General features: G+C 67.5%; 19 protein-coding genes and 1 tRNA gene. 11 read left to right on the top strand and 9 right to left on the bottom strand.

Annotation, left to right across the window (positions count from 1 at the left end; genetic code table 11):
* Positions 1–15: 15 nt before the first annotated feature.
* The 3 genes from AAF430_06985 (at position 16) to AAF430_06975 (ending at position 1,917) form a co-directional block, all read left to right on the top strand.
* Positions 16–528 carry a hypothetical protein gene (locus tag AAF430_06985; GenBank protein ID MEM7409959.1) on the top strand — a complete coding sequence of 171 codons (513 nt, stop codon included), beginning with the start codon at positions 16–18 and terminating at the stop codon, positions 526–528.
* A 2-nt stretch (positions 529–530) separates the two neighbouring features.
* Positions 531–944, top strand: a complete 414-nt coding sequence (locus tag AAF430_06980; protein MEM7409958.1) for a cupin domain-containing protein — start codon at positions 531–533, stop codon at positions 942–944.
* Between the two features lie 187 nt (positions 945–1,131).
* Complete coding sequence (locus tag AAF430_06975) at positions 1,132–1,917, top strand: VPLPA-CTERM sorting domain-containing protein (protein ID MEM7409957.1); 786 nt, start codon at positions 1,132–1,134, stop codon at positions 1,915–1,917.
* Positions 1,918–2,048: 131 nt separating this feature from the next.
* On the opposite strand, the gene AAF430_06970 is transcribed toward AAF430_06975, so the two are convergent.
* Both AAF430_06970 and AAF430_06965 read right to left on the bottom strand, forming a co-directional pair.
* Positions 2,049–3,275, bottom strand: coding sequence for a hypothetical protein (locus tag AAF430_06970; protein ID MEM7409956.1), 1,227 nt, complete (start codon positions 3,273–3,275; stop codon positions 2,049–2,051).
* Between the two features lie 219 nt (positions 3,276–3,494).
* Positions 3,495–4,685, bottom strand: coding sequence for an alpha/beta fold hydrolase (locus AAF430_06965; GenBank protein ID MEM7409955.1), 1,191 nt, complete (start codon positions 4,683–4,685; stop codon positions 3,495–3,497).
* 290 nt (positions 4,686–4,975) lie between these two features.
* On the opposite strand from AAF430_06965, the gene AAF430_06960 reads away from it, so the two are divergent.
* Both AAF430_06960 and AAF430_06955 read left to right on the top strand, forming a co-directional pair.
* Positions 4,976–5,611: a hypothetical protein gene (locus AAF430_06960; protein ID MEM7409954.1), complete on the top strand. Its 636-nt coding sequence runs from the start codon at positions 4,976–4,978 to the stop codon at positions 5,609–5,611.
* Between the two features lie 468 nt (positions 5,612–6,079).
* On the top strand, positions 6,080–7,159 hold the full coding sequence (locus tag AAF430_06955) for a hypothetical protein (protein MEM7409953.1): 1,080 nt from the start codon (positions 6,080–6,082) through the stop codon (positions 7,157–7,159).
* Positions 7,160–7,567: 408 nt separating this feature from the next.
* Here AAF430_06955 and AAF430_06950 read toward each other — a convergent pair whose 3' ends face one another.
* The gene (locus tag AAF430_06950; protein MEM7409952.1) at positions 7,568–7,828 is read right to left on the bottom strand and encodes an RNA-binding protein; all 261 of its coding nucleotides are present in this window, start codon (positions 7,826–7,828) and stop codon (positions 7,568–7,570) included.
* Between the two features lie 363 nt (positions 7,829–8,191).
* Here AAF430_06950 and AAF430_06945 point away from each other — a divergent pair, with 363 nt between their 5' ends.
* The 4 genes from AAF430_06945 (at position 8,192) to AAF430_06930 (ending at position 10,239) form a co-directional block, all read left to right on the top strand.
* A complete protein-coding gene (locus AAF430_06945; GenBank protein ID MEM7409951.1) occupies positions 8,192–8,587 on the top strand; it encodes a helix-turn-helix transcriptional regulator in 396 nt (131 codons plus the stop codon).
* A 73-nt stretch (positions 8,588–8,660) separates the two neighbouring features.
* Positions 8,661–9,092 (top strand): hypothetical protein, encoded by a 432-nt coding sequence (locus tag AAF430_06940; GenBank protein MEM7409950.1) that lies wholly within the window; start codon positions 8,661–8,663, stop codon positions 9,090–9,092.
* 66 nt (positions 9,093–9,158) lie between these two features.
* On the top strand, positions 9,159–9,434 hold the full coding sequence (locus AAF430_06935) for an RNA-binding protein (GenBank protein MEM7409949.1): 276 nt from the start codon (positions 9,159–9,161) through the stop codon (positions 9,432–9,434).
* Positions 9,435–9,498: 64 nt separating this feature from the next.
* Positions 9,499–10,239 (top strand): class II aldolase/adducin family protein, encoded by a 741-nt coding sequence (locus AAF430_06930; protein ID MEM7409948.1) that lies wholly within the window; start codon positions 9,499–9,501, stop codon positions 10,237–10,239.
* A gap of 164 nt (positions 10,240–10,403) precedes the next feature.
* On the opposite strand, the gene AAF430_06925 is transcribed toward AAF430_06930, so the two are convergent.
* Positions 10,404–10,479, bottom strand: a tRNA-Ala gene (locus AAF430_06925).
* A 243-nt stretch (positions 10,480–10,722) separates the two neighbouring features.
* Between AAF430_06925 and AAF430_06920 the strand changes: the two genes are divergently transcribed.
* On the top strand, positions 10,723–11,175 hold the full coding sequence (locus AAF430_06920) for a universal stress protein (protein MEM7409947.1): 453 nt from the start codon (positions 10,723–10,725) through the stop codon (positions 11,173–11,175).
* Between the two features lie 66 nt (positions 11,176–11,241).
* On the opposite strand, the gene AAF430_06915 is transcribed toward AAF430_06920, so the two are convergent.
* From AAF430_06915 to AAF430_06905, 3 genes are all read right to left on the bottom strand, one after another.
* Positions 11,242–12,255, bottom strand: a complete 1,014-nt coding sequence (locus tag AAF430_06915) for a ferritin-like domain-containing protein (protein MEM7409946.1) — start codon at positions 12,253–12,255, stop codon at positions 11,242–11,244.
* 137 nt (positions 12,256–12,392) lie between these two features.
* Positions 12,393–14,009: a PfkB family carbohydrate kinase gene (locus AAF430_06910; protein MEM7409945.1), complete on the bottom strand. Its 1,617-nt coding sequence runs from the start codon at positions 14,007–14,009 to the stop codon at positions 12,393–12,395.
* Entirely contained in the window at positions 14,006–15,196 is a 1,191-nt protein-coding gene (locus AAF430_06905; protein MEM7409944.1) for a dihydrodipicolinate synthase family protein, read from the bottom strand. The genes AAF430_06910 and AAF430_06905 overlap by 4 nt, the downstream gene beginning before the upstream one ends.
* A gap of 32 nt (positions 15,197–15,228) precedes the next feature.
* Here AAF430_06905 and AAF430_06900 point away from each other — a divergent pair, with 32 nt between their 5' ends.
* The gene (locus AAF430_06900; GenBank protein MEM7409943.1) at positions 15,229–17,916 is read left to right on the top strand and encodes a right-handed parallel beta-helix repeat-containing protein; all 2,688 of its coding nucleotides are present in this window, start codon (positions 15,229–15,231) and stop codon (positions 17,914–17,916) included.
* A gap of 69 nt (positions 17,917–17,985) precedes the next feature.
* Here the strand turns inward: AAF430_06900 and AAF430_06895 are convergent, their stop codons facing one another.
* Entirely contained in the window at positions 17,986–18,591 is a 606-nt protein-coding gene (locus AAF430_06895) for a response regulator (protein MEM7409942.1), read from the bottom strand.
* A 217-nt stretch (positions 18,592–18,808) separates the two neighbouring features.
* Positions 18,809–19,567, bottom strand: coding sequence for a hypothetical protein (locus AAF430_06890; protein ID MEM7409941.1), 759 nt, complete (start codon positions 19,565–19,567; stop codon positions 18,809–18,811).

Raw genomic sequence — 19,567 nt, 5'->3', positions numbered from 1 at the left:
GACCAGGAGGCACGCATGCCCGGTACGGTCTACAGCGTCCCGCCGATTCCGCCGGACCCCCAGCACACCACCTACGTCGACGCGGGAACTCTGCGCTTCGGCGTCGAGTGGCGCCTGCTCGACGACGCCGAGCTCGCCGCGAACTACGAGGGCGAGGCGATGGACGAGATCCAGGCGAACCTGAAGACGGACGACGTCGACGACCACGGGGTGTCCATCCACGTCCTGGGCGCGGGGGACGGCCACGAGTACCTGCGCTTCGACTGCTTCCGCGAGGGTCCGCACTACCACTACATCGAACCCTCGGGCGAACGGCAGACGATCGTCGACTTCGACCCCGCGGCCCTCGGCGAGATGCTGCCGTGGACGTTGGGGCAGCTGCGACACCGGCTCGGGCCGATGCTCACCTACTCGGGTGGCGCTGCAATCGCGTCGGAACTCGACACGCGAGCGATCGACACCGCCCTCGACGAGGTCGCCCGGCTCGCGGAAGCAGCCGAGCGCGCCCTCGCGGCTCAGGGGAAGTAGACGTGCCGAACCCGCCCGCCGTGTTCCGTTGGGATGCCCTCGACTGGGACGACCCGCTCGCATCGGTGCCGCCCGACAAGCGCCCGCCGAAGGAGCTCGTCGCGAAGGCGCGTCGCTCGAAGGGCACGCGACGCAAGCGCATCGTGCGCGGCGAGGGCGGCTTCTTCATGAACCGCTCGCTGATGAGCCCGGGCTTTCGGGTGCCGGCGCACCATCACGACCACGACGAGCTGCTCGTGTGCCTGACCGGCGGATGCGTGTTCGACGACGGGGAGATGACGCTCGGCCCGGGCGACAGCATCGTGATCCACGCCCATACCCGTTACGGCTTCACCTGCGGTGACGCCGGCATGGACTTCCTGACGATCCGCTCGGGCGAGGCGAGCGTTTCGCTCGACGAGGGCGCCGACGCGTAGCGCCGGACTCTTCGCCCTCGGGCGTGCGCAGGCGAACCGCAGGCCGCGCGCAAACCTGCGGCAAAGCACGCGCAACGCGCAGGCAGCACCGCGCCCTGTACGCGGAATGTGGGATTTTCAACTCAGGTGTTCCGCGTAGCACCCCGATGGAAGGGGTGCGCACTCCTGCGCTCGTTGGACACCCCCCATGCTGCGAAACGTTGTCACCGCCTTTGCGGTGTTGCTGCTGTGCATTCCTGCTTCCGCGGGCACTCTCGTCTGGGAGAACGCTTTCGCTGACGAAGCGGACATCTCGGGCGCGACCGTCGACGCCGCCACCACCGGCGACGTGCAGGTCGACATCACGACCGCCGTCGTATCGGACCAGGACAACGGCGGCCCGGGCCCCGACCAGAGCCCCTTCAGTACGAACCCGCTCTACTTCAAGGCCGAGCACGCCACGACCGGCAACCACGCGGGCTACGGCTTCCTCGGCTTCGACAACACGGCCGACGATCCCGCCGACTACCTCGAGATCCGGCTCGGATTCTCGACGCCGGTGGGCGGTCTCACCTTCTCGCTCCTCGACATCGACCAGCGCAGCCAGCTCGGCACCCGCGACTTCATCGACGCCGTGATCGTCACCTACAACGACGGCCCGAACGTGCTGAGCAACCCGGCCTTCTATTCGTTGGGCCCCAATGTGCAGGTGGGCGACGAAGGGCTGGGCGAGTTCGAGGGCGTCGCCCACATCGCCGACGGCGAAGCCACCTTCAACGGCAGCACCGACAGCAACATCGACTTCGACTTCGGTACCACCAACGTGTCTTCGGTGACGATCCGCTACTTCACCACCGACGACGCCCCGGCCAACCCGAGCGGCCAGCTGATGGGCATCAGCGACCTGGTGTGGACGGTGGTGCCGGAGCCGGCGACCGCGTCGCTGCTGCTGGCGGGCGTGATCGGTCTCGCGGCAGCGCGGCGTCGACCCTAGCGCGCGCGGCGCATCGACGCGGTAGCCCCGCCTGGAGCCGAGAGACGAGGCTCCGGGAAGGACCCCGGTACCGGTGCCGGGCCACCTGGCGGCGCGCGACACAGCGGTACCGGGGTCGGGATCGAAGCGATCTAGGGGTCTGTGCGGGCTCCTCGCCGCAGCAGGGTCCAAGCACCTCCCAGCACGAGCAGGCCGAGCAGCGCCATACGCCCGTGCTGCGTCGCCGACGGTACGGTCGTCAGCGGCGGTGGCGCCGGTGCCGGCAGCACCTGACAGCCGGCTCCGTTCGTCACGGTCCCCTGGATGTTCAACCCCGTGATGCTCCCGTTGTTGTGGACGTCCACCTCGAGGCAGTTCTCACCCGCCGTGAAGAACGCGGCGTTCGTGGTGGAGATGGGAATCGCCGGCAGGTTGAAGTTGGCGGCGGTTCCGCCCGTGATGGATCCGATCGGGTTCCCGTTCAGGCTGAAGTCCGCGTTGTTGTCGACGAGCGCTTCGAGGCTGAGCGACGGCGCATCGACGCTCTGAAAGTCGAAGCAGATCTCGAACTCGGTCGTGGAGTTCGTCTGCTGGTTGGCCGCGATGAACGCGGTGCCCGGAATGACGTTCCACGAGGCACTCGTCGCGATCACGTCTGCACCCCGGGGCACCACGCCTCCACCCGGGTCGACGGTGACCACCCACTCGTCCTCCTGGGTACCGATCGGGAAGACGCTGCCGTCGGACGCGACGCCCGTGTCGACCTGACAGGTCAGCGGCGCCTCCAGCACAAAGCCGTGGCCGATGTTCGGCTTGATGGCGTCGAGGGAGAAGATGTCGACATTGGTCAGCAACGTGATCCCGAGCGACGGATTCGAGCCCGTGACCGTGTTCCCGTCGAAGATGTAGCTCGTTCCCGTCCAGTTCCAGCCCGGCGTCGAGGTGGCACTGAAAGGAACGCCGTTGGAGTCGAAAGCGATCGGTTCTTCCAACCACGGCGTGGTGATCACTTGATCCGCGGCGTCGTAGGCGATGAGGGTCAGGATTTCCGGACCACTGCCGCCGTCGAGGTCGCCCAGGCGCAAAGCCGTGCCCGATGGCAGCGAACCATTCGTCAGCGTGGTGAAGTCCCAGCTCGAGTCTCCCGAGAAGCCACCGCCGGGGATCGCGCCCGTGCCGCTCGCCGACCCGATCCAGGGCGTCTGCGCGGGCGACGAGAACGAGGCGGTGAGCGAGCTCCCGCCGTTGTCCACGACCGACCAGGTCTGGACCGCAGGCCCGTCGCCATCGACCAGACCTGCAAGGGATAAGTGGGTTCCGGAACCCGTGAGGGGAACGGCGAGTGCCGGCAGTGCCAGGCTCCACGCCAGGAGAACCATCGAAGCTCCAAGGAAGCGCGCGTGTGTCACAGACATCTCCTCTTCGCGGTCGCGTTCGTGCCGGCGACAGGAACGTCCCGGCGCACGATCGGCACGAAACAGGAGGCGCAACCGTAGATGTGGAGCTCTGCGCACGGCGCTGGAGATTCGCTGGGGAGATCATGTCCGCAACGAACCTTGCGGGCCTGAGATCCCTATGGCCGTTTGGCGCGCGAGGTGTCAGCGACCGCAGCGTTCCAGGAAGTCGGTGAGACTCTCGAGGGTCGCTTCGTTGGCGAGCACCCCGGTGTGGGTGTCGCGAATCCCGCGGATGCGCCCGGCTTCGCGCTGTGCTTCTTCGCGGAGCTGGCTCGCGGTCTGGACGACGCCGTCCCCACTCCTTCCGGGCAGATAGGTGAACAGCATCCGGTAGTGGGTCGTGGGGTCGAGCGGCGTGTCGTAGAGGCTCTCGAGGAAGGCACTGCCCGGAGCGACATCCACCCACGACGGCGCGGCGACGGGCGCCCAGCGCGCGCCGACGCGCGCGGTGCCCACCCCCTCGAGCGGAGACGCGATCGTCGCCAGACCTGTCACGGGTACGCCGGTACCGATGTGATCCATCATCCGCCGCGCGACGAGCCCGCCCATCGAGTGGGCCACGACACAGAGCTGCTCGTAGCGGTGGAACGCGTGCAGCTCCGAGACGAGGAACGCGAACGTCTCCGCGGTGATGTCGAGAGGCAGCGCACTCGGATACTGCGCCACCCAGAACTGATGGCGCTCGGGGCTCAGATGCTCGGTGAGCCATGCGAAGTCGCTCGCGGTTCCCAGAATCCCGTGCACGAAGAGCACCGGCGTGCGCTGCGGGTCGTACTCTTCGAGGTAGAAGACGCCGACGGCGCCATGCTCGAGCGCTTCGAGCGGATGCCAGAAATGAGTCCGCGCGTTCTCTGGCTGGAAGCGCGGGTCGTCGAGGCTCGCGACTTCACCGGCCGCGATCAGCTGCTCCTCGACGATGCGGTTCTCGAACTCCGGCTCGTGACCCGTGAATACGTGGTCGAGCTCCAGGGCCACGTGGGGTTCGGGTAGCTCGGGGCCCACGGAAACGGGCTCCGGGTGCAGGGCGTAGCGTTCGCCAGGGCGCATCTCACCGTTGCGATCCGGATCCTCACTCGCCCACAGGAAGTACTCGCCCTCGGGAACGACCAGCGCGAACTCGCGCGGTCCACTCAGGTAGTCGTAGGCATGGACATGATCGACGGCCCAAGGCTGACTCTCGTCGGTCTGGAACGCGGCGACCAGAATCGGTCGATCGCTCGTCGCGGGCGGGTCGAGCGTGCCCCGGATGACCCCCCAGCCCTCGAGCTCCTGGAGGTCGCGTCCGAGCGTCGAGAAGGCGCAGCTCGTGACCGACGCCGTCAAGAGAAGCACAACGCATGCGAGACGAACCGCCGCCGTATCCTGCATTCGCGACCCCACCCTCGAAGGACGAACCCGAGCCGGCACAGCGCGGCGTAGAGCCGCCGGGTTCGGGTTGCCGGCCGGGACCGACGGAGCGGAGGCGAAGGTAAGGCCCAGCGCGGCACCGCGCACGCGCGAGGCTCACGGAGTATTCTCTGGCAGCACCCTGCTGGTCGTTCTGCAGCGCCGAAGAAACGAGGGATCCGGGCCCCTCGACCCAAACGGGCGAACCGGGTCTGCAGGCGCTTGGGAGCGCTGCCATGGAATGCACACGCTGCAGTGCCTGGTTCGCCGACTACATGGCGCCGTGCCCGTTCTGCCACCCGCCGCCGCGGTTCGTTCCCAAACCGGCGGTGGACCAGGCGTTCCTCCAGGACACGGGACTCGCCCACATGCTCCGTCAGCAGAAGCACACGCGCAGCTGGGCCCCCGAGACGAAGGGCATCAGCATGCGCTTGCTTGCGGAAGCGATCACCTTTGTTTCGGAGAAGATCTGGCGCGACGGGTTGGGTCCGGCGCCCGTGGACTCGAGAGGCTTCGATGCGGGACCGGTGCGGATCGAAGCCTCCCTCCGCCACATCGTGGCGTTTCGCCTGGGTGGAGGCCACGGCAGGACCGAGCGGATCTGGGAGTCAAAGGCCTACTACGAGGTCGCTGGTGGAGAAGACAGTCACTGGCTCGCCGCACTCCGTCAGCACGACCTCTGCGAGTTGCTGACGTGCGTCGGAGTCATCGCCACCTACTCGCAGCCCGGTCGGTCGCGCCCGCAGGACGACTTGCTTTCGAACCCGGTCGACCCCGTGAATGCCTTCCGGCTCTTCACGCGTCATCTCGCGAAGGGCGACACCGAAGGCATGGTCCGTGCCTCGGAGCGGATCCTCGACGTCTGCCGCTGACTAGGCTGCACGGCTCCTTCGAATCTGGCCGCGTCGCCTCGTCTGCCCGACGGCCGCGTCGAACGCGCTAGGACCGCACCCGGGCGCGTGCGGGTCCCGGCGCATCCAGAGCCAGCTCGCGGCCGCCGACACGCACACCGCGATCACGACCAGGCCTTCGCGCGACACGCTCGGCAGCGCGGTGCAACGCGTGCTCCGGCGCATCGCTGCGGGAGCGCACCCCCCCGATGTTTCGTTCCCTAGCAACGGTGGACACCGTCTCCGAGAAGGACCCGTCAATCTGGAACGACTGCTCAAAGGGAATCACCCTCGCCAGGTCCCACGACGACAAGATTGCGCATGCGGTTTGGGTGGAGTGCTGCGCGCGTCAATCACACTTGCCCCGGGAACGACCTCCAGCTCTGTTGACCGCTCGCTCCGAACGAGTTCAGACTCGAGTCACACACAACTACGTATCGGAGATCCCTCATGTCTAGACTCTGGATCCTCTCTGTGGTCACGTTGTCGTTTCTTGGCGCCGGTCATGCCGGGGCGCAAGGCTGTCTTCCCAACTGCAGTCTGACGGCGAGTGAGTATCTCGTTCGCGAGGACTGCTCCGGGCTCAACGCAGGCCAGAACTGCTTCGAGTCCCTTGCCGATCTGACGGGCGTCTGGACGTCCATTCAGGACACGCCGACCTATCCCAATGTTTGCTCGGGATGTTCTACGGGCTGGCTCTGGAGCGATCGGGCTCCGAGCGAGAGCGACCCTGTGACGGTAGACATCGGACCGGGCGATTTCGAAACCATGGTGTGTCCGGAGAACACGTCGGGCGCTCTCTTCGGTCACGTTCACTTCAAGGGTTCGGGGATCGAGGTGACCCGAGTCGGAGTCGCTGCGGGTGCGCTCGAGCGCAACGGAATCAACATGCGTGGCTGCGAGGGAATCCACGTCTCCGATCTCACGGCGATCGGCCACACCACCGGCGTCCTTTGGACGGGGAAGGGCGATGGCGTCTGGGATCGCGTGAACATGCTCGCCGTGAACGAAGGCAACAAATACATCTCTGGATGGACCGACAACTGTGATGAGTTCGGGTCCAGCGACCTGAGCTATCACGTCCTCCACGGCGTCACCTCAGCGGCCTATCTCGAGGACACGTTTGCAGCTTCATCGCCGGTTGGATACTCGGCAAACTGCTCGAAGACCTGGTTCGACGATGGTTCGATCATTTCGAGATCGGACGGAGGCAAACCCAACGCGATCGGACTCAAGGTCCACAACCATTCATCCCGATCCGTCGAGTTCATCGTCGCGCACTCCACGATCGAAGTGCGCATCGAGGAGGTGTCGACCGTGGCCGGCAACGCCACCGGACTTCACGCCCTGGCGACAGGACAGAGCCCGCTCGTGATGCTCAAGGGGACATCGATCGAGGTGAAGGCTGCAGTCGGAGAGTCGATCTCGGCGAGTGCGGTGGGAATCGACGGTGGCAACCTGGCCGATTTCCGAGTGAAGACCATGATCAGCGTAGACGCTTCAGGTACCGCGACCGAGATCGTCCCATAGCGAGGCTTGCTTGGCGGACGAGGGGCCTCGGGGTTCCGAGCGTGCTGCGGCACGAGCCGCGGCCGGATGGGAGGACCAGAGGCCCTTCCGTTGGCTTCGCGGGCGGGTCCAACGACGGCCGTCCGCGCTCTCGGACGGCGAGCGGCGCAGGCGGCAACGGAGCCGAGCGGGTTCGAACCGCCAACCGAGCAGGAGCTGGCGCGCACTGGCGTTCGCCTGGGTCCGCAGAGGTCTCGAGCTCGATGGTGGAACGAGCCCCCAGCGCGTTCCTGAAATCCCGTAGGGTTCGGGGAAGATCGCTGAGGTCGTTCCAGCGAGGTCCCTCTCGCGCCTCGAGCGCTCCCCCGGGCAGCAACCGAAACGAGGGCCGGAGCGTTGATTCCCGCCCCGGCCCTCCTGCGGTCAGGGCTAGCCGCGACCGCGGCGGTCCTGGGCCTCGTTGACCCGGATGCTTCGGCCGCCGAAGTCGGTTCCGTCGAGCGCGCGAATGGCCTCGCCGGCCGCGTTCTCGTCTTCCATCTCGACGAATGCGAAGCCGCGCGGACGGCCCGTCTCGCGGTCGGTGATCACGGCAACCGACTCGACACCACCGTGTCGTCCGAAAGCGTCTTTGAGTTCGCCCTCGGTGACCGAGAACGGAAGGTTGCCTACGTAAATCTTTCTACCCAATGGATCATCCAATTCTGCCCCGGTTCTCCTTCGAGAACTTTGGGGTTGAGGTTCGGGCGGCGGGCAGGCTCCTTCGAGCGGTGCCGCGTTCCGATCGTGTTGCTTGCCAGCCATCCGTGCTGGCACGAGCGCCGAAACTCGCGGGGCGAAGAGCCAGTGGAGAAGCCTCGTGCCTCCCGTGCTGACTCGGCCCGTCATCGGCCTTGCTGGCGCGGACCATACGGAACCCTGGCGTCTGCGCAAGGCGAGGTCCAGCGGAGCCGCGGCGCACGCCCGCTGCTAAGTATGCTAAGCTTGCTAGGTCTGTGAAGCAGCCCTGATGGTGTGCTGCATGAGATCCTCTTTCGCTGGTTGTCCGACCCGATGCCGAAAGCGGCAAAACGCTCTCGAAAACGCTCCGAGTTCGTCACGCGCCAGAGCGAATTGGGCGCGATCCTGTCCGACCTGAGGACTGCGAAGGGCATGACGCTCCGGGAAGTCGAAGAGGCTACCGGCGCGTCCGTTTCGAACGCCTACCTGAGCCAGCTCGAGAACGGGAAGATCCGAAAGCCGTCTCCCACCGTGTTGCGCGATCTCGCGGAGGTCTACGTCGTGCCCTACGACTCCTTGATGGAGAAGGCCGGATACCTGCTGCCCTCCGAGAAGAAGGGGCAGCGACGGAAACGGCTCGCGGTGTTCGCGATCGACGATCTCACGGCCGAGGAAGAGGAAGAGCTCCTCAAGTATCTCGCGTTCCTGCGATCCCGAGGTTCCCGTTGAATCGACGAACCGACCTGCGAGCCTTTGGCAGGACGCCTCGCCGCAACCCGCTCTCGTCCGAAGCGTTCGTCGTATGAGCAATGTGCGGATCTTCGTCAGCTACGACACCGAACACGATGCGGACCTCCTCACGGAGATCCGAAGGCAGTCGGAGTCGTCGGGGTTCGAAGTCTCGGCCTGCTCCCAGCGAATCTCGGGGCGCGAGTTCTGGAGCGAAGGAGCACGCCGTGAGATTCGTGGCTCGGATCTGGTGATCTTCCTCTGTGGCGAGCGCACCGAAGACTCGAAGTCCATGAGTGCGGAGCTGCAGATCTCGAACGAAGAGCAGATCCCGCATTTCATGCTCTGGGGCCGCGCAGGAATCCAATGCACGAAGCCACATGGGTCCAAGTCCCATGAGGGGATGTACAGCTGGACGCGGCCCATCCTTCTCGAACAGATCTCGCTCATCCGACGTAGCCTGGGCCCGGCCGCGTCACCCGGCTCGGGGAAAGAGCCGTCATGACGGCGCGGCCGCGGACCTCGGCTTTTCGACCCGCGGCCAGCAGCTCGCCTGTCTTCCCGGCGAACGATGGGTAGACGGCTCTACGTCGAGAATCTCTCGGCCTCCACGACGCTCGCCGACCTCCGAGCGGCGTTCGAGCCTCACGGTCGAATCGAGTCGATGATGATCCTCACGATGATGGAGGCGGGAAGCCGGAAGTTCTTCGCATCCGTCGAGATGGCCTGCGCCCGTGAAGCCCATCACGCCCTCTTTGCGCTGGATGGAAGTGTGCTCGGAGGCGAGAGCATCCAGGTGAAGGACCCGCATGCGGAGGTGCCCATCCCCTCGCCGCGCGGTCACTAGGGACCCTCGCTGGGGACGAGATCACCGGGGACTCGCAGCCTACACTGAGGGTTGAAGGCCCGGTATGAGTTCCCACACCAACGACACCCGTTCCCACGACGAGACCCGCGCCGAGCGCAAGCAGCAGGTGGCCCTCGGCTATCGCTTGTTGGCCTCCCAGCGCTGGGGCGACCTGGGCGACGGTCACATCAGTGCACGAGATCCAGAGCGCGAAGATTGCTTCTGGATGCTTCGCTTCGGACCCTCCTACCACGAGGCCCGCGTGGACGACCTCGTTCTCGTCGGTCCGGATGGCGATCTCGTGGAGGGCCAGGGACCGATCAACATGGCGGCGTACTTCATCCACCACCCGATCCTGATGGCGCGCCCCGACGCGGTGAGCGCGACGCACGTGCACACGGGTTGGGGCACGCCGTTCTCGGCGGAAGTGCGGCCGATCGAGCCGATCACCCAGGAGTCGTGCCTGTTCTACGAAGACCACGCGATCTTCGACGACGAAGAAGTGCAGGTGCAGAGTGTCGAGGGCGGCAAGCGGATCGCGGTGGCGCTGGGCTCCCACCGCGCCGTGATCCTACGCAACCACGGTCTGCTCACCGTGGGCGAGAGCGTCGACCAGTCGGTCGGAAGCTTCGTCGTGATGGAGCGCGTGGCCGAAGCCCACATGAAGGCGCGCCAGGCCAAGCCGATTTCGCCGGAAGCCGCGCGCTACGCGAAAGAAGACCTCGTGCGTCTCGGCGCGGGGCGCTACGGCTTTTGGTCGATGGTGACTCGGCACCTCGGCGACCCCGCCGTCGTCACGAGCTAGAGATCACGGCAGCAAGCGGCGCGGCGACATGGCTTCCGGTGGGTGGCGCCGAGCGGGATCGCACGCGGGCCGGGCAGCGGCACGAGACACCAGCCCGGCGAAGCCCGGATGAGCAACCGCCAACGGCAGGCGCCACTTCGACGCGACCTCAGAAACGCAGGCGGTGGTGGAGCCGAGCGGGATCGAACCGCCAACCTCTGCGTTGCGAACGCAGCGCTCTCCCAATTGAGCTACGGCCCCGGAACCAGCCTGTCGCGCGTCCGGCGGCGTTGGGACGCGGCCGGATCGGCCCGGCGTGGCGGGGGCTGGGCCCACCTCCGACACCGGGATCGGGGACGGTAGAGGCCGCCCGGCCGGGCGTCAAATGCCCGCTTTCAGGGCGCTTTCCGGCTCGGTTCCCGCCCTCGCGGGCACCCGCCCACACCCCGGAAAGCCCCCGAAACAGGGGTTGATTCTCCCGCCGGCGAGGCGCAGCGTGGAGCCATGACGATCGAGATCCGCCGCATCCTGGTGCCGGTCGACTTCTCGGATCACACGCCGGCGCTGATCGACTGGGCCACCCACCTGGCCGAGGAGCACGAGAGCGAGCTCCTGCTCCTCCACGCCTACCACCTGCCCGTCGAGTTCCAACAGCTCGAAGGGGCGTACCTGCCGCCCGACTTCTGGGCGAGCGTGAAGACCGACGCCAAGGCCCAGCTCGAGGCGCTGGCCAGCGAGCTCGACAACGGCGGCCGTGGCGTCGAGACGATCGTCTGCGAGGGCTACGCGGCGACGGTCATCGTCGAAGAAGCCGCACTCCGCGACGTCGACCTGATCGTGATCGGCACCCACGGCCTGTCGGGCCTGAAGCACCTGCTGCTCGGCAGCATCGCCGAACGCGTCGTACAGAAGGCGCCCTGCCCGGTGCTGACGGTCAAGACCCCGCCGAAGGCGTGAGTCGGTCCACGATCAAGACGCCGCCGAAGGCCTGAACGCCCGCGCGCGGGATTCTGGCGCGCGCGGCTAGACGATCCCCAGCAGCCGGTCCTGCTCTTCCGGGTCCGTGTCCTCGAAGTGGAGCAGGTTCATGTCGGCGTAGGCCTGGCGCACGCGCGGGGTCATGAGCCCCAGCCGCTTCACGTTCGGCACGATCCGTGCGAAGAGCTGCTGGCGGAAGGCCTGCATGATCGGCGACGCCAGGATCAGCTCCTTCACCTCGCCGCGATCGAAGCCCATCACGTCGGCGATGTCGTCGCCGATCAGGCGGTCGCGCATCATCACGCTGGCTTCGATGATGAAGTCCTCGCGGTCGCGCAGCTCGTTCTCGGGCATGTCCTGGTAGTAGCCGTCGAGGGAGAGCACGCCGAAGGCCACGTGGCGCGACTCGTCCTTCATCACGTAGTGGATGAGCTCCTTCAGGAGATCCTCGTCGGCGATCTGGTAGAGGTTGCCGAAAGCAGCCATCGCCAGGCCTTCCACCAGGATCTGCATGCCCAGGTATTTGAAGTCCCAGCGACTGTCGGTGAGGATCGTATCGAGCAGCTTGCGCAGGTTCTCGTTGATCGGGAACTCCCACTCGAGCTTCTCGCGCAGGTAGCGTCCGAACACTTCGACGTGTCGCGCCTCGTCCATCGTCTGGCTCGAGGCGTAGTACTTCGCGTCGATCCACGGCACCGCGCTCACCAGCTGAGACGCCGTCATCAGCGCGCCCTGCTCGCCGTGCAGGAACTGGGAGAGCTGCCACGCCAGCGTCGCGTGGCGGAAGTGGGCCTGTTCCTTCTTGCTGCAGCGCTGGAACGGGCCGTAGTTCTCGAGCGGGTTGAACGCCGCCGGGATGATCTCGCTCTCGGGCTCGACGTGGATGTCCCAGGCCAGCTGGGTCGTCGCGTTCCACTGCTCGCGCTTCGCCTTCTCGTAGAGGGCGCGCAGGCCTTCTTTGACGGATCCGTAGTGCCAGGTGTAGGCGCTGTTGAACGAGGTGAGGATCGCGTCGAGCTCGCCGTCCACGGGATCGGCGGCGCGGGAGGGCTTGGGCATGGCTGGGGGGCTCCGATGAGGTCAAGAATCAGAGGGGTAAAATCCCCTCACGCTCTCTTTCGGCCTCGACCCCCGCGAACCTGAGTGCGATTCCCACACTCTCGGAGCGCTCCAAGTCCTTGATTTTGTGAGCTGAATCACCCTTTCGAGAGGCGCCCGAGGGCCCCGGCCGGGTGGCGCGCCTGGTAGTCGGCCGCGGTCCAGCCCACCGCCTGCTCGGCGCCCGCCGCCAGGCTGGCGAGCACCAGTAGCTCGGCGGCCAGGCTGGCCCGGGGCGCGAAGCCGAGGGGGCCGCCCTCGCGCGCGACGCCCGCATCGAGCACCACTTCCGCTTCTCGGGCCAGCGGCGAGTCGAGGCCCCCGGTCACCGCGATGATCCGCGCGCCCAGGGGCTTCAGCGCCGCCACGGCGGCGAGCAACTCCTGGGTGGTGCCGCTGTTGCTGATCGCGATCACGACGTCGCCGGCCACGATCTGCCCGGCGCTGCCGTGGATGGTCTCGGTGGCGTGGAGGAAGGTCGCCGGCGTCCCGGTCGAGGCGAAGAGCGATGCGGCGTAGCGCGCCAGGTGCTCGGGCTTGCCGACGCCGGTGATGTGGAGCCGGGCCCCGGACTCGCGCGCTTCCCCGAGCAGGGCGAGGGCATGCTCGTACGCATCCGCGTCGAGCCGCTTTCCGAGCGCCTCGAGCTCTTCGAGCGCCACCCCGAAGCTCGCGACGGCCGCGCGGGTCGCTGCGTCGTCTTCGGCGCGGGCCGGTCCGCCGAGGATCGCGGCGAGGTCGGGCACCAGCGTACGCACCTTCGCGTAGGCGGCTTCCGGATCTTCGGGGAACGCACCGAGCTGCTCCACACAGGCGGCGCCACAGGCATTTGCCAGCCGCGCCGTCTCTTCCCAGCCCATCCCGTTGGCGCGCCCGGCGAGCAGACCACCGAGAAAGGCGTCGCCGGCGCCGGTGGTATCCGAGGCCTTCAACGGCGTGCCGGGGACGAACCCCTCGTAGCCCTCGGCCGCGACGGCACAGCCCGCCTCGCCGTCGGTCACGACGACGGCGTCGTTGCCGAAGCGTGCGCGCAGCGCGCGGGCGAGTTCGAGCGGGTCGTCGCTGCCCGGGACGAGCTCGCGGCAGGCGCCCTTCGACGGCTTCAGGATCTCGGTCTCGGCGAGGATCGTGAGCAGCTGGGCTTCGTCGCCCAATCCCGACGCCACCGCGGCGCTCGGCGGTACGTCGAGATCGAGCACGCGCGTCGCTCCCGACGCCTTCGCCAGAGCGAGCACCTCCGCCACCGCGTCGAGCGGCAGCTGGGAGATCTCGGTCGAGACGAAGCGGGCGTCGGCGATGAAGTCCACGAACTCTCGGATATGGGACGCCGACGTCTCCGACGTCGCCGCCGGCGCCATATAGATCGTGCGTTCGCCGGCGGCGTCGACGAAGATCTCACAGACCGAGCTGGCGCTCCCCGAGCGATCGATCGCATGGCGAATCCCCAGCCGGTCCATGGCGCCGCGCAGGAACCGGCCGTTTGCGTCATTGGCGCCGCGGCCGAAGATCCCGGTGCGCAGCCCCAGACTCGCCGCCCAGCCGAGATGGTTCAGGACGACGCCGCCGATCATCGGCTGCACCGGGCCCGACCCGAGGTCTTCGAGCATGCCCTTCTCGTCGGCGCCCAGCAGACGCGGCGTGCGGTGCATCCGGTCGACGACCATGCTGCCGATGCCCACGACGTCGAGCGGCTTCGCGGTGTCTGCGTCGCTCAAGACAGGGCTCCCTCGGTGTGCCAGCGGGACACCCAGAGTTCGCCGAGCTCGTCGCGCGCGCGCTCGCGCAGGGCCAGGAAGGCCGCGTCGAACACCTCGGTGTCGGCGTTGGTGAGCGCCGCCGTGCCGGGCGCGACTGCGTCGCTCGCGATCACACCGAGCGAGAAGAGGGCGCGCTTGAGGCACGCGATCGTCCGCTTTCCCGACGGCACCCGACAGCAAGCAGCGAAGGCCTGGGCGACGCCGCGTGCCGCCGCCATGCGTTCCGCATCGCCGGCGCGGCACACCTGCCAGGCGCGCGCCCACTCGCGCGGCAATGCGTTGCCCGGCCCGGCGACCACGCCGATCGGGAGCCCGCCGCGCAGCCGGCGCCGGTTCCAGTGCTCGCGCACCGTGCCCCAGAACCCGGGGTAGGGGCCGAAGAGATCGAAGATCAGCATGGCGTTGCCCACGTAGATGCCGAACTCGCCGCGCTCGCGAAAACCGGCGGCCGCCTTCGTGTAGTTCCCCAACACCTTCTTCGGCGCCGACACCTTGATGCCGCGCACGAAGTCGTGGCGGCTCATCGCCTTCACCTGGCGCGTGCGGATGTGGGGCACCTTCGGATCGACGGCGATGTCCGCGTTGTCGTAGAGATAGATGGGGATACGACGCGAGCGCGCGTCGAGCAGGTCGGCGACATCGCGCGCCACGAAGTGCACCGGATCCTCGACCCCGTCGATCGAGAGCGGCGCCAGGACGGCGGCATCGGCGCCGTGGGCGATCGCGAAGTCCAGGTTGGCGAGCGTCTCTTCCGCGGTGTGCGCGGTCACGCCGGCCCAGGCCTCGATCTGACGATCGCCGCGTCCGAGGCCTGCGTTGCACTTCGCCACTTCTTCCGAGCAGACCTGGATCACCCGCTGGCGGACGTCGTTCGTCACGCGGTCCCACTCGCCGGTGGTCCCAGCCGCGAACACGATGTCGGCGCCGTAGCCGTCCTGCACCACGAAGCGCACGAGCGCGCGCTGGTCCTCTTCGCGAAGACCGCCGTCTTCGTCGAGCGCGGTGATCACGGGAACGCTGAGTCCCGGCCGCGGCCGCGCTTCTTCTACCGATCGCAGAAGCCGTCCTCCAGACCCCTTCGGGCCACGCAAGCATACCGAAGCTGGTTCCCCCCATCGTCCGGTCGGGGCCGCCGCTGGATTCACAAGCGGGTGCCGCGCCGGTGTAGGCTGGAGCGATGCAAGTCGCGCAGGCAACGCTCCTGCTGGTGCTCCTGGCGGTGAGCCTCGCTACCTCCGCGCGGGCCATCGATACCGACGGAGACGGCTTCGACGACGGACCCGCCGACAACTGCGACTACTGGGCGAACCCCGGTCAGGAGGACTTCGACGGCGACGACTTCGGCGACCCGTGCGACGCCGACGCGGACGACGACGGCGTGGTCGATGTGGCACCCGAGATCCGCGTCGCGCGCCAGGACGGCAACGCAGACAGCGTGCGGCTCCTCTGGTCGCGCGGCTCGGGCGCCTTCGGAGACCCAGCGCCCGACGTCACGGGCTACCAGCTCGAGCGCAGCCAGGATGCGGGGCCCTTCGTCGTGGTCGCCAGCGGCGACTTCCGCTGGATGACGGCGGTCGACACCCTGCCGGGACCGGGCACCTACGACTACCGGGTGCGGCTCCTCACCGGCGGAGGACTCTACGCGATCTCCGAGATCGAGACCGTCGTCGCGAGCTTCCCGCTCTTTCCCCTCGAGGAAGCACTCGACGGAGTCGCGCGGATCGCTTGGAGCGACATGTGGACGCCCCCGGCCGGCACGACCCTGGCCGGCTACGAGCTCCAACGCTTCGACGGCGCCTGGTTCGCCGCCCACGCGGGTTTGTTGACCGACACCGTGTTCCTGGACGACGACGGGTTCCCGTCCGCAGCCCAGGATTCCGGAGTCGGGACGAACCGCTACCGGGTACGCGCCGTCTTCGACGACGGCATCGGGGGACAGCAGTTCGCCGCCTGGTCGAACGAGGAGATCCTCGAGATCGAGGCCGAATGCCCCGAGATCGGCGTTCCGCTGCCGACGAACGTCGTGGTCGCGGACGACCTCGACAGCGATCTGGACTACGACGGGGACGATCTGAAGCTCGCCCTCGACGCCTGCGCCATGGCGGGTGGGTGCGTGTTGCGCGCACTCCCGGAGACCTACGAGAACGTATCGATCATGGTCACGACGTCTGCAGCCTCCTGCGACGGCACCATCACCGACCTCACCAACCCCCAGTACTGCCTGCTCCTCGATTTCCCGAACGGCCTCGTCATCGAAGGCCACGGGGAGCAAACCGTCTTTCGCTCGCCGCTCTGGACGCCGCCAACTCGCCCGCCGGCGGTGCTCGAGTTCCATCGCAAGACCTTCCCGCTGCGCCTTCGCAACCTGGTGCTCGACGGCCGCAAGCACGAGCAGGTCGCGCCCGACCCGGGGCCGACGATCAACTGCGCCTCCTGGCATCACAATGGCCTTCGCGTCTGGAACCAGTTCCAGCTGCGCGACATCCCCGACGACGGGATCGGCGACGACGACAACCTCTGCGAACTCGAAGCCTGCCTCGAAGATCCGGCCGGAGGCCACGACGGCGATGGGCTCTGCGAGCCCGACGAAGCCTGCATCGAGGATCTCGCGGGGGCCGGCGACAACGATGGTGTCTGCGAGAACGAGTTCTGGAAGACCTACGACGCCTGCGAGTCACAGACCGAGCAGAACGACGGCTGTCTGCACAACGTGGTCGCCCGCGGCTTCACCAGCAACGGAGCCACCTTCAACAACACGCGCCGCTGGACGATCGAGCACAGCCGCTTCGAAGACGTCGGCTGCTGGAACGGGGGCGACGGCTTCGATTGCCCCTACATGGATACGGCCCCCAATTTCGGCCCGCCCGGCGTGAAGTGCACGTCCTTTGGCATGACGGCGGGCGACTACACCCGCGAGTTCGTGATTCGGGACAACGTGTTCGAGCGCGCCAACAAGTACGGGATCCAGCTCAAGAACGGCCCCGCTTCGTCGTGCAACGGTCTCCTCTACGACCACCAGATCACGGGGAACACCTTCCGCGACCTCGGCCACCAGGGCATCTTCGCCGTCGGCGTGCGCGGCGCCCGCATCCAGGACAACCACGTCGAAGGCACCGTGGTCTGGCCCCTGATCGAGCCCAGCGGCAACAACAATACCTATGGGATCAACCTCGGCGGCTTCTGCAGCGACGACAACGAGGTGTCCGGCAACACCCTGACCCAGCTCGCCGGTCTGGCCATCGGCGTGAACACCGACACCGAGACCTACGACTGCAGCACGGGCAGCTGCAGCCTCGCTCCGGAGATCGGCAATACGATCGAGGGAAACACGATCAGCGGGACCTGCCTCCAGAAGAACACCGCCTCGGGAACGCCCTCGGTCTACGAGCTGGGCTCGATCCACTTCTTCTCCCTGGCACACGGTCTGGTGCGCCTGGTCGACAACGTGATGACCCAGTCGGGCTGTCGCTTCACCCTGAGCGTGTTCGGGGGACGGCCGATGCGCGCCGAGGTCTCGGGCGGCTCCTACGAGAGCGGCCCCAACGCGGCCACCGCGGCGCAGGAGTCCTTCTACGCCGGCGCGCTCCACGTCCACGGCACCGGCCGCCGGCTGGACGTCCTGCCGGGCGTCGACTTCACCAACGCCGGGGACCCCGCCGTGCCCAAGGCGAGCGCCCAGCTCAGCGGGCGTGTGGTGGTCGACGACATCGCTAGCGATCCCTTCGCACCCGGCCCGTTCGGCACCGCGCTCGAGGGCAGTGGCGGCCTCGTCGTCTTCCTGCCCGCGCCCGCGACGGGGCTCGGTCTCTTCTGGGGAGCACTCGCGGTCGCCGCGATCCACCGAAATCGACGCGCGCATCGGTAGCGGGCGGCAGGCGCGCGCGTGCGCACGCACGGGCAGAACCCGTGCGTGCGATCATCGCGGCGAGCGGCGCTAGACCGTTTCGAAGAAGAAGGTCATCCGCACCTGGAGCGCCGTCGCCAGCTTGTAGAGCGTGGACATCGACGCCGCCGACTTCCCGAGCTCGATCTGCGAGATCAAACTCACCGAGAGGCCGGTGCGGTTGGCGAGCTGCTTGAGCGTCAGGCCGGCCGTCGTGCGCTGTTCGCGCAGGCGACTGCCCACGATCTGGTTGAGACGCGTCTCCACGTCGATCAGCAGACCCTTTTCGCGGATCGCGTTGTCGACGACCGCCTTCAGCTCCTGCGGCTCGATCGGCTTCTGCAGGTAGTCGAAGGCCTGCTGCTTGAGCGCCCGTACGGCGACGTCCACCGTCGGCATTGCCGTCGTGGTGATCACGCACAGGTCCGAGTCAGCGGCGCGAATGCGGCCCAGCAGTTCGAGGGACGGATCCGCTGGCGGTGAAACGTCGAGGATCACCATCTGGAACGCCCCGTGCTTGATCTCTTCGATCACAGCGTTCGGATCGGTGTTCGACTGAACGCGGTACCCCTCCTGCGTGAGCAGATCTTTCAACTCGAGGACGGTGCCCTCGTCCGGATCCACCACCAGGATGTTGAGACGGTTCTTCTCGGCCATGTCGATTCTCCGCGGCATCACCCCTGCGTAGGGTGGAGACCGAACCCCTTCGCTTCATTGGGGAATCGGTTCTCTCGCCGGTCTGGAGAAGCTCTTCGGTATACCTGCGCGATTGCTGTAGGCCTGAATTGCCGCGGGCTGCGAAAAATCCGCCCCGACCCCTCTGGGGCCGAGAAACCCTTGGGAATTCCGGCGCCTGGACGCCGCCCGGAGTGGCCTACGGAGCGGCGTTCTTCGCCGGCCCGGGCGTCGCGGTCAGCCAGTCAGGCTGGAATAGCGCGGCCGGGGCTTCGGCCCGGGAGACCCCTGCGACCTCGAGGCGGGCGCGGAAGCCGGCGGGCGTGCGCAGCTCGATCCACTTCGGCAGGCGGATGCCGCTGTGCACCTCGATCGGGCCCAGCCGGTACTCGACCCCATCGGCACGCACGATGCGCAGCGGGTCGAAGCTCACGGTGTCCACCCACAAGGAAGGCAGCAGCTGCTCCTTCGGGGCCGAGCCCGGGATGCGTCCGCCGAAGACGTAGCAGTCGTGGCGACCCAGCCGACCGAGCACGAGCTCCTGGTCGGCCACGCCGAAGCTGCCGAGCGCAGCGCGCAGGGCTTCTCCCGACGTCGCTTGCAGCAAGAAGACGGGCGGAAGAAAAGGATGGGGGTTGCGCAGCAGCTGGCCGTCCCGGCTCGCCTGATAGGCGTTGCCCTGGAGCAGGTGCCGCTCGACGAAGCCGAGCTTGTTGCGCAGCTCGAGGCGCGCCAGGCCCGAAGGATGCACGGCGAGAGTGCCGTCGGCCGAAGGGGCGGCGCCGGCCACGCGCAGCGTCACTTCGATCAGCAGCGGCTTGCTGCGCCCGCTGACCTCGTTCGCGTTGGCCACCGCGCGCGCCACCTTCTCGGGACCGGGGATGGCCGCCAGGCTGGGGAGCGCCCAGACCAGCGTCGCCACCAGCCAGAGAACGAGCGTCGCCCGCAGCGACCGCAC

Source organism: Myxococcota bacterium (genome assembly GCA_039030075.1).
GTDB lineage: Bacteria > Myxococcota_A > UBA9160 > UBA9160 > SMWR01 > JAHEJV01.
This window is presented reverse-complemented; position numbering and strand designations above follow the sequence as displayed.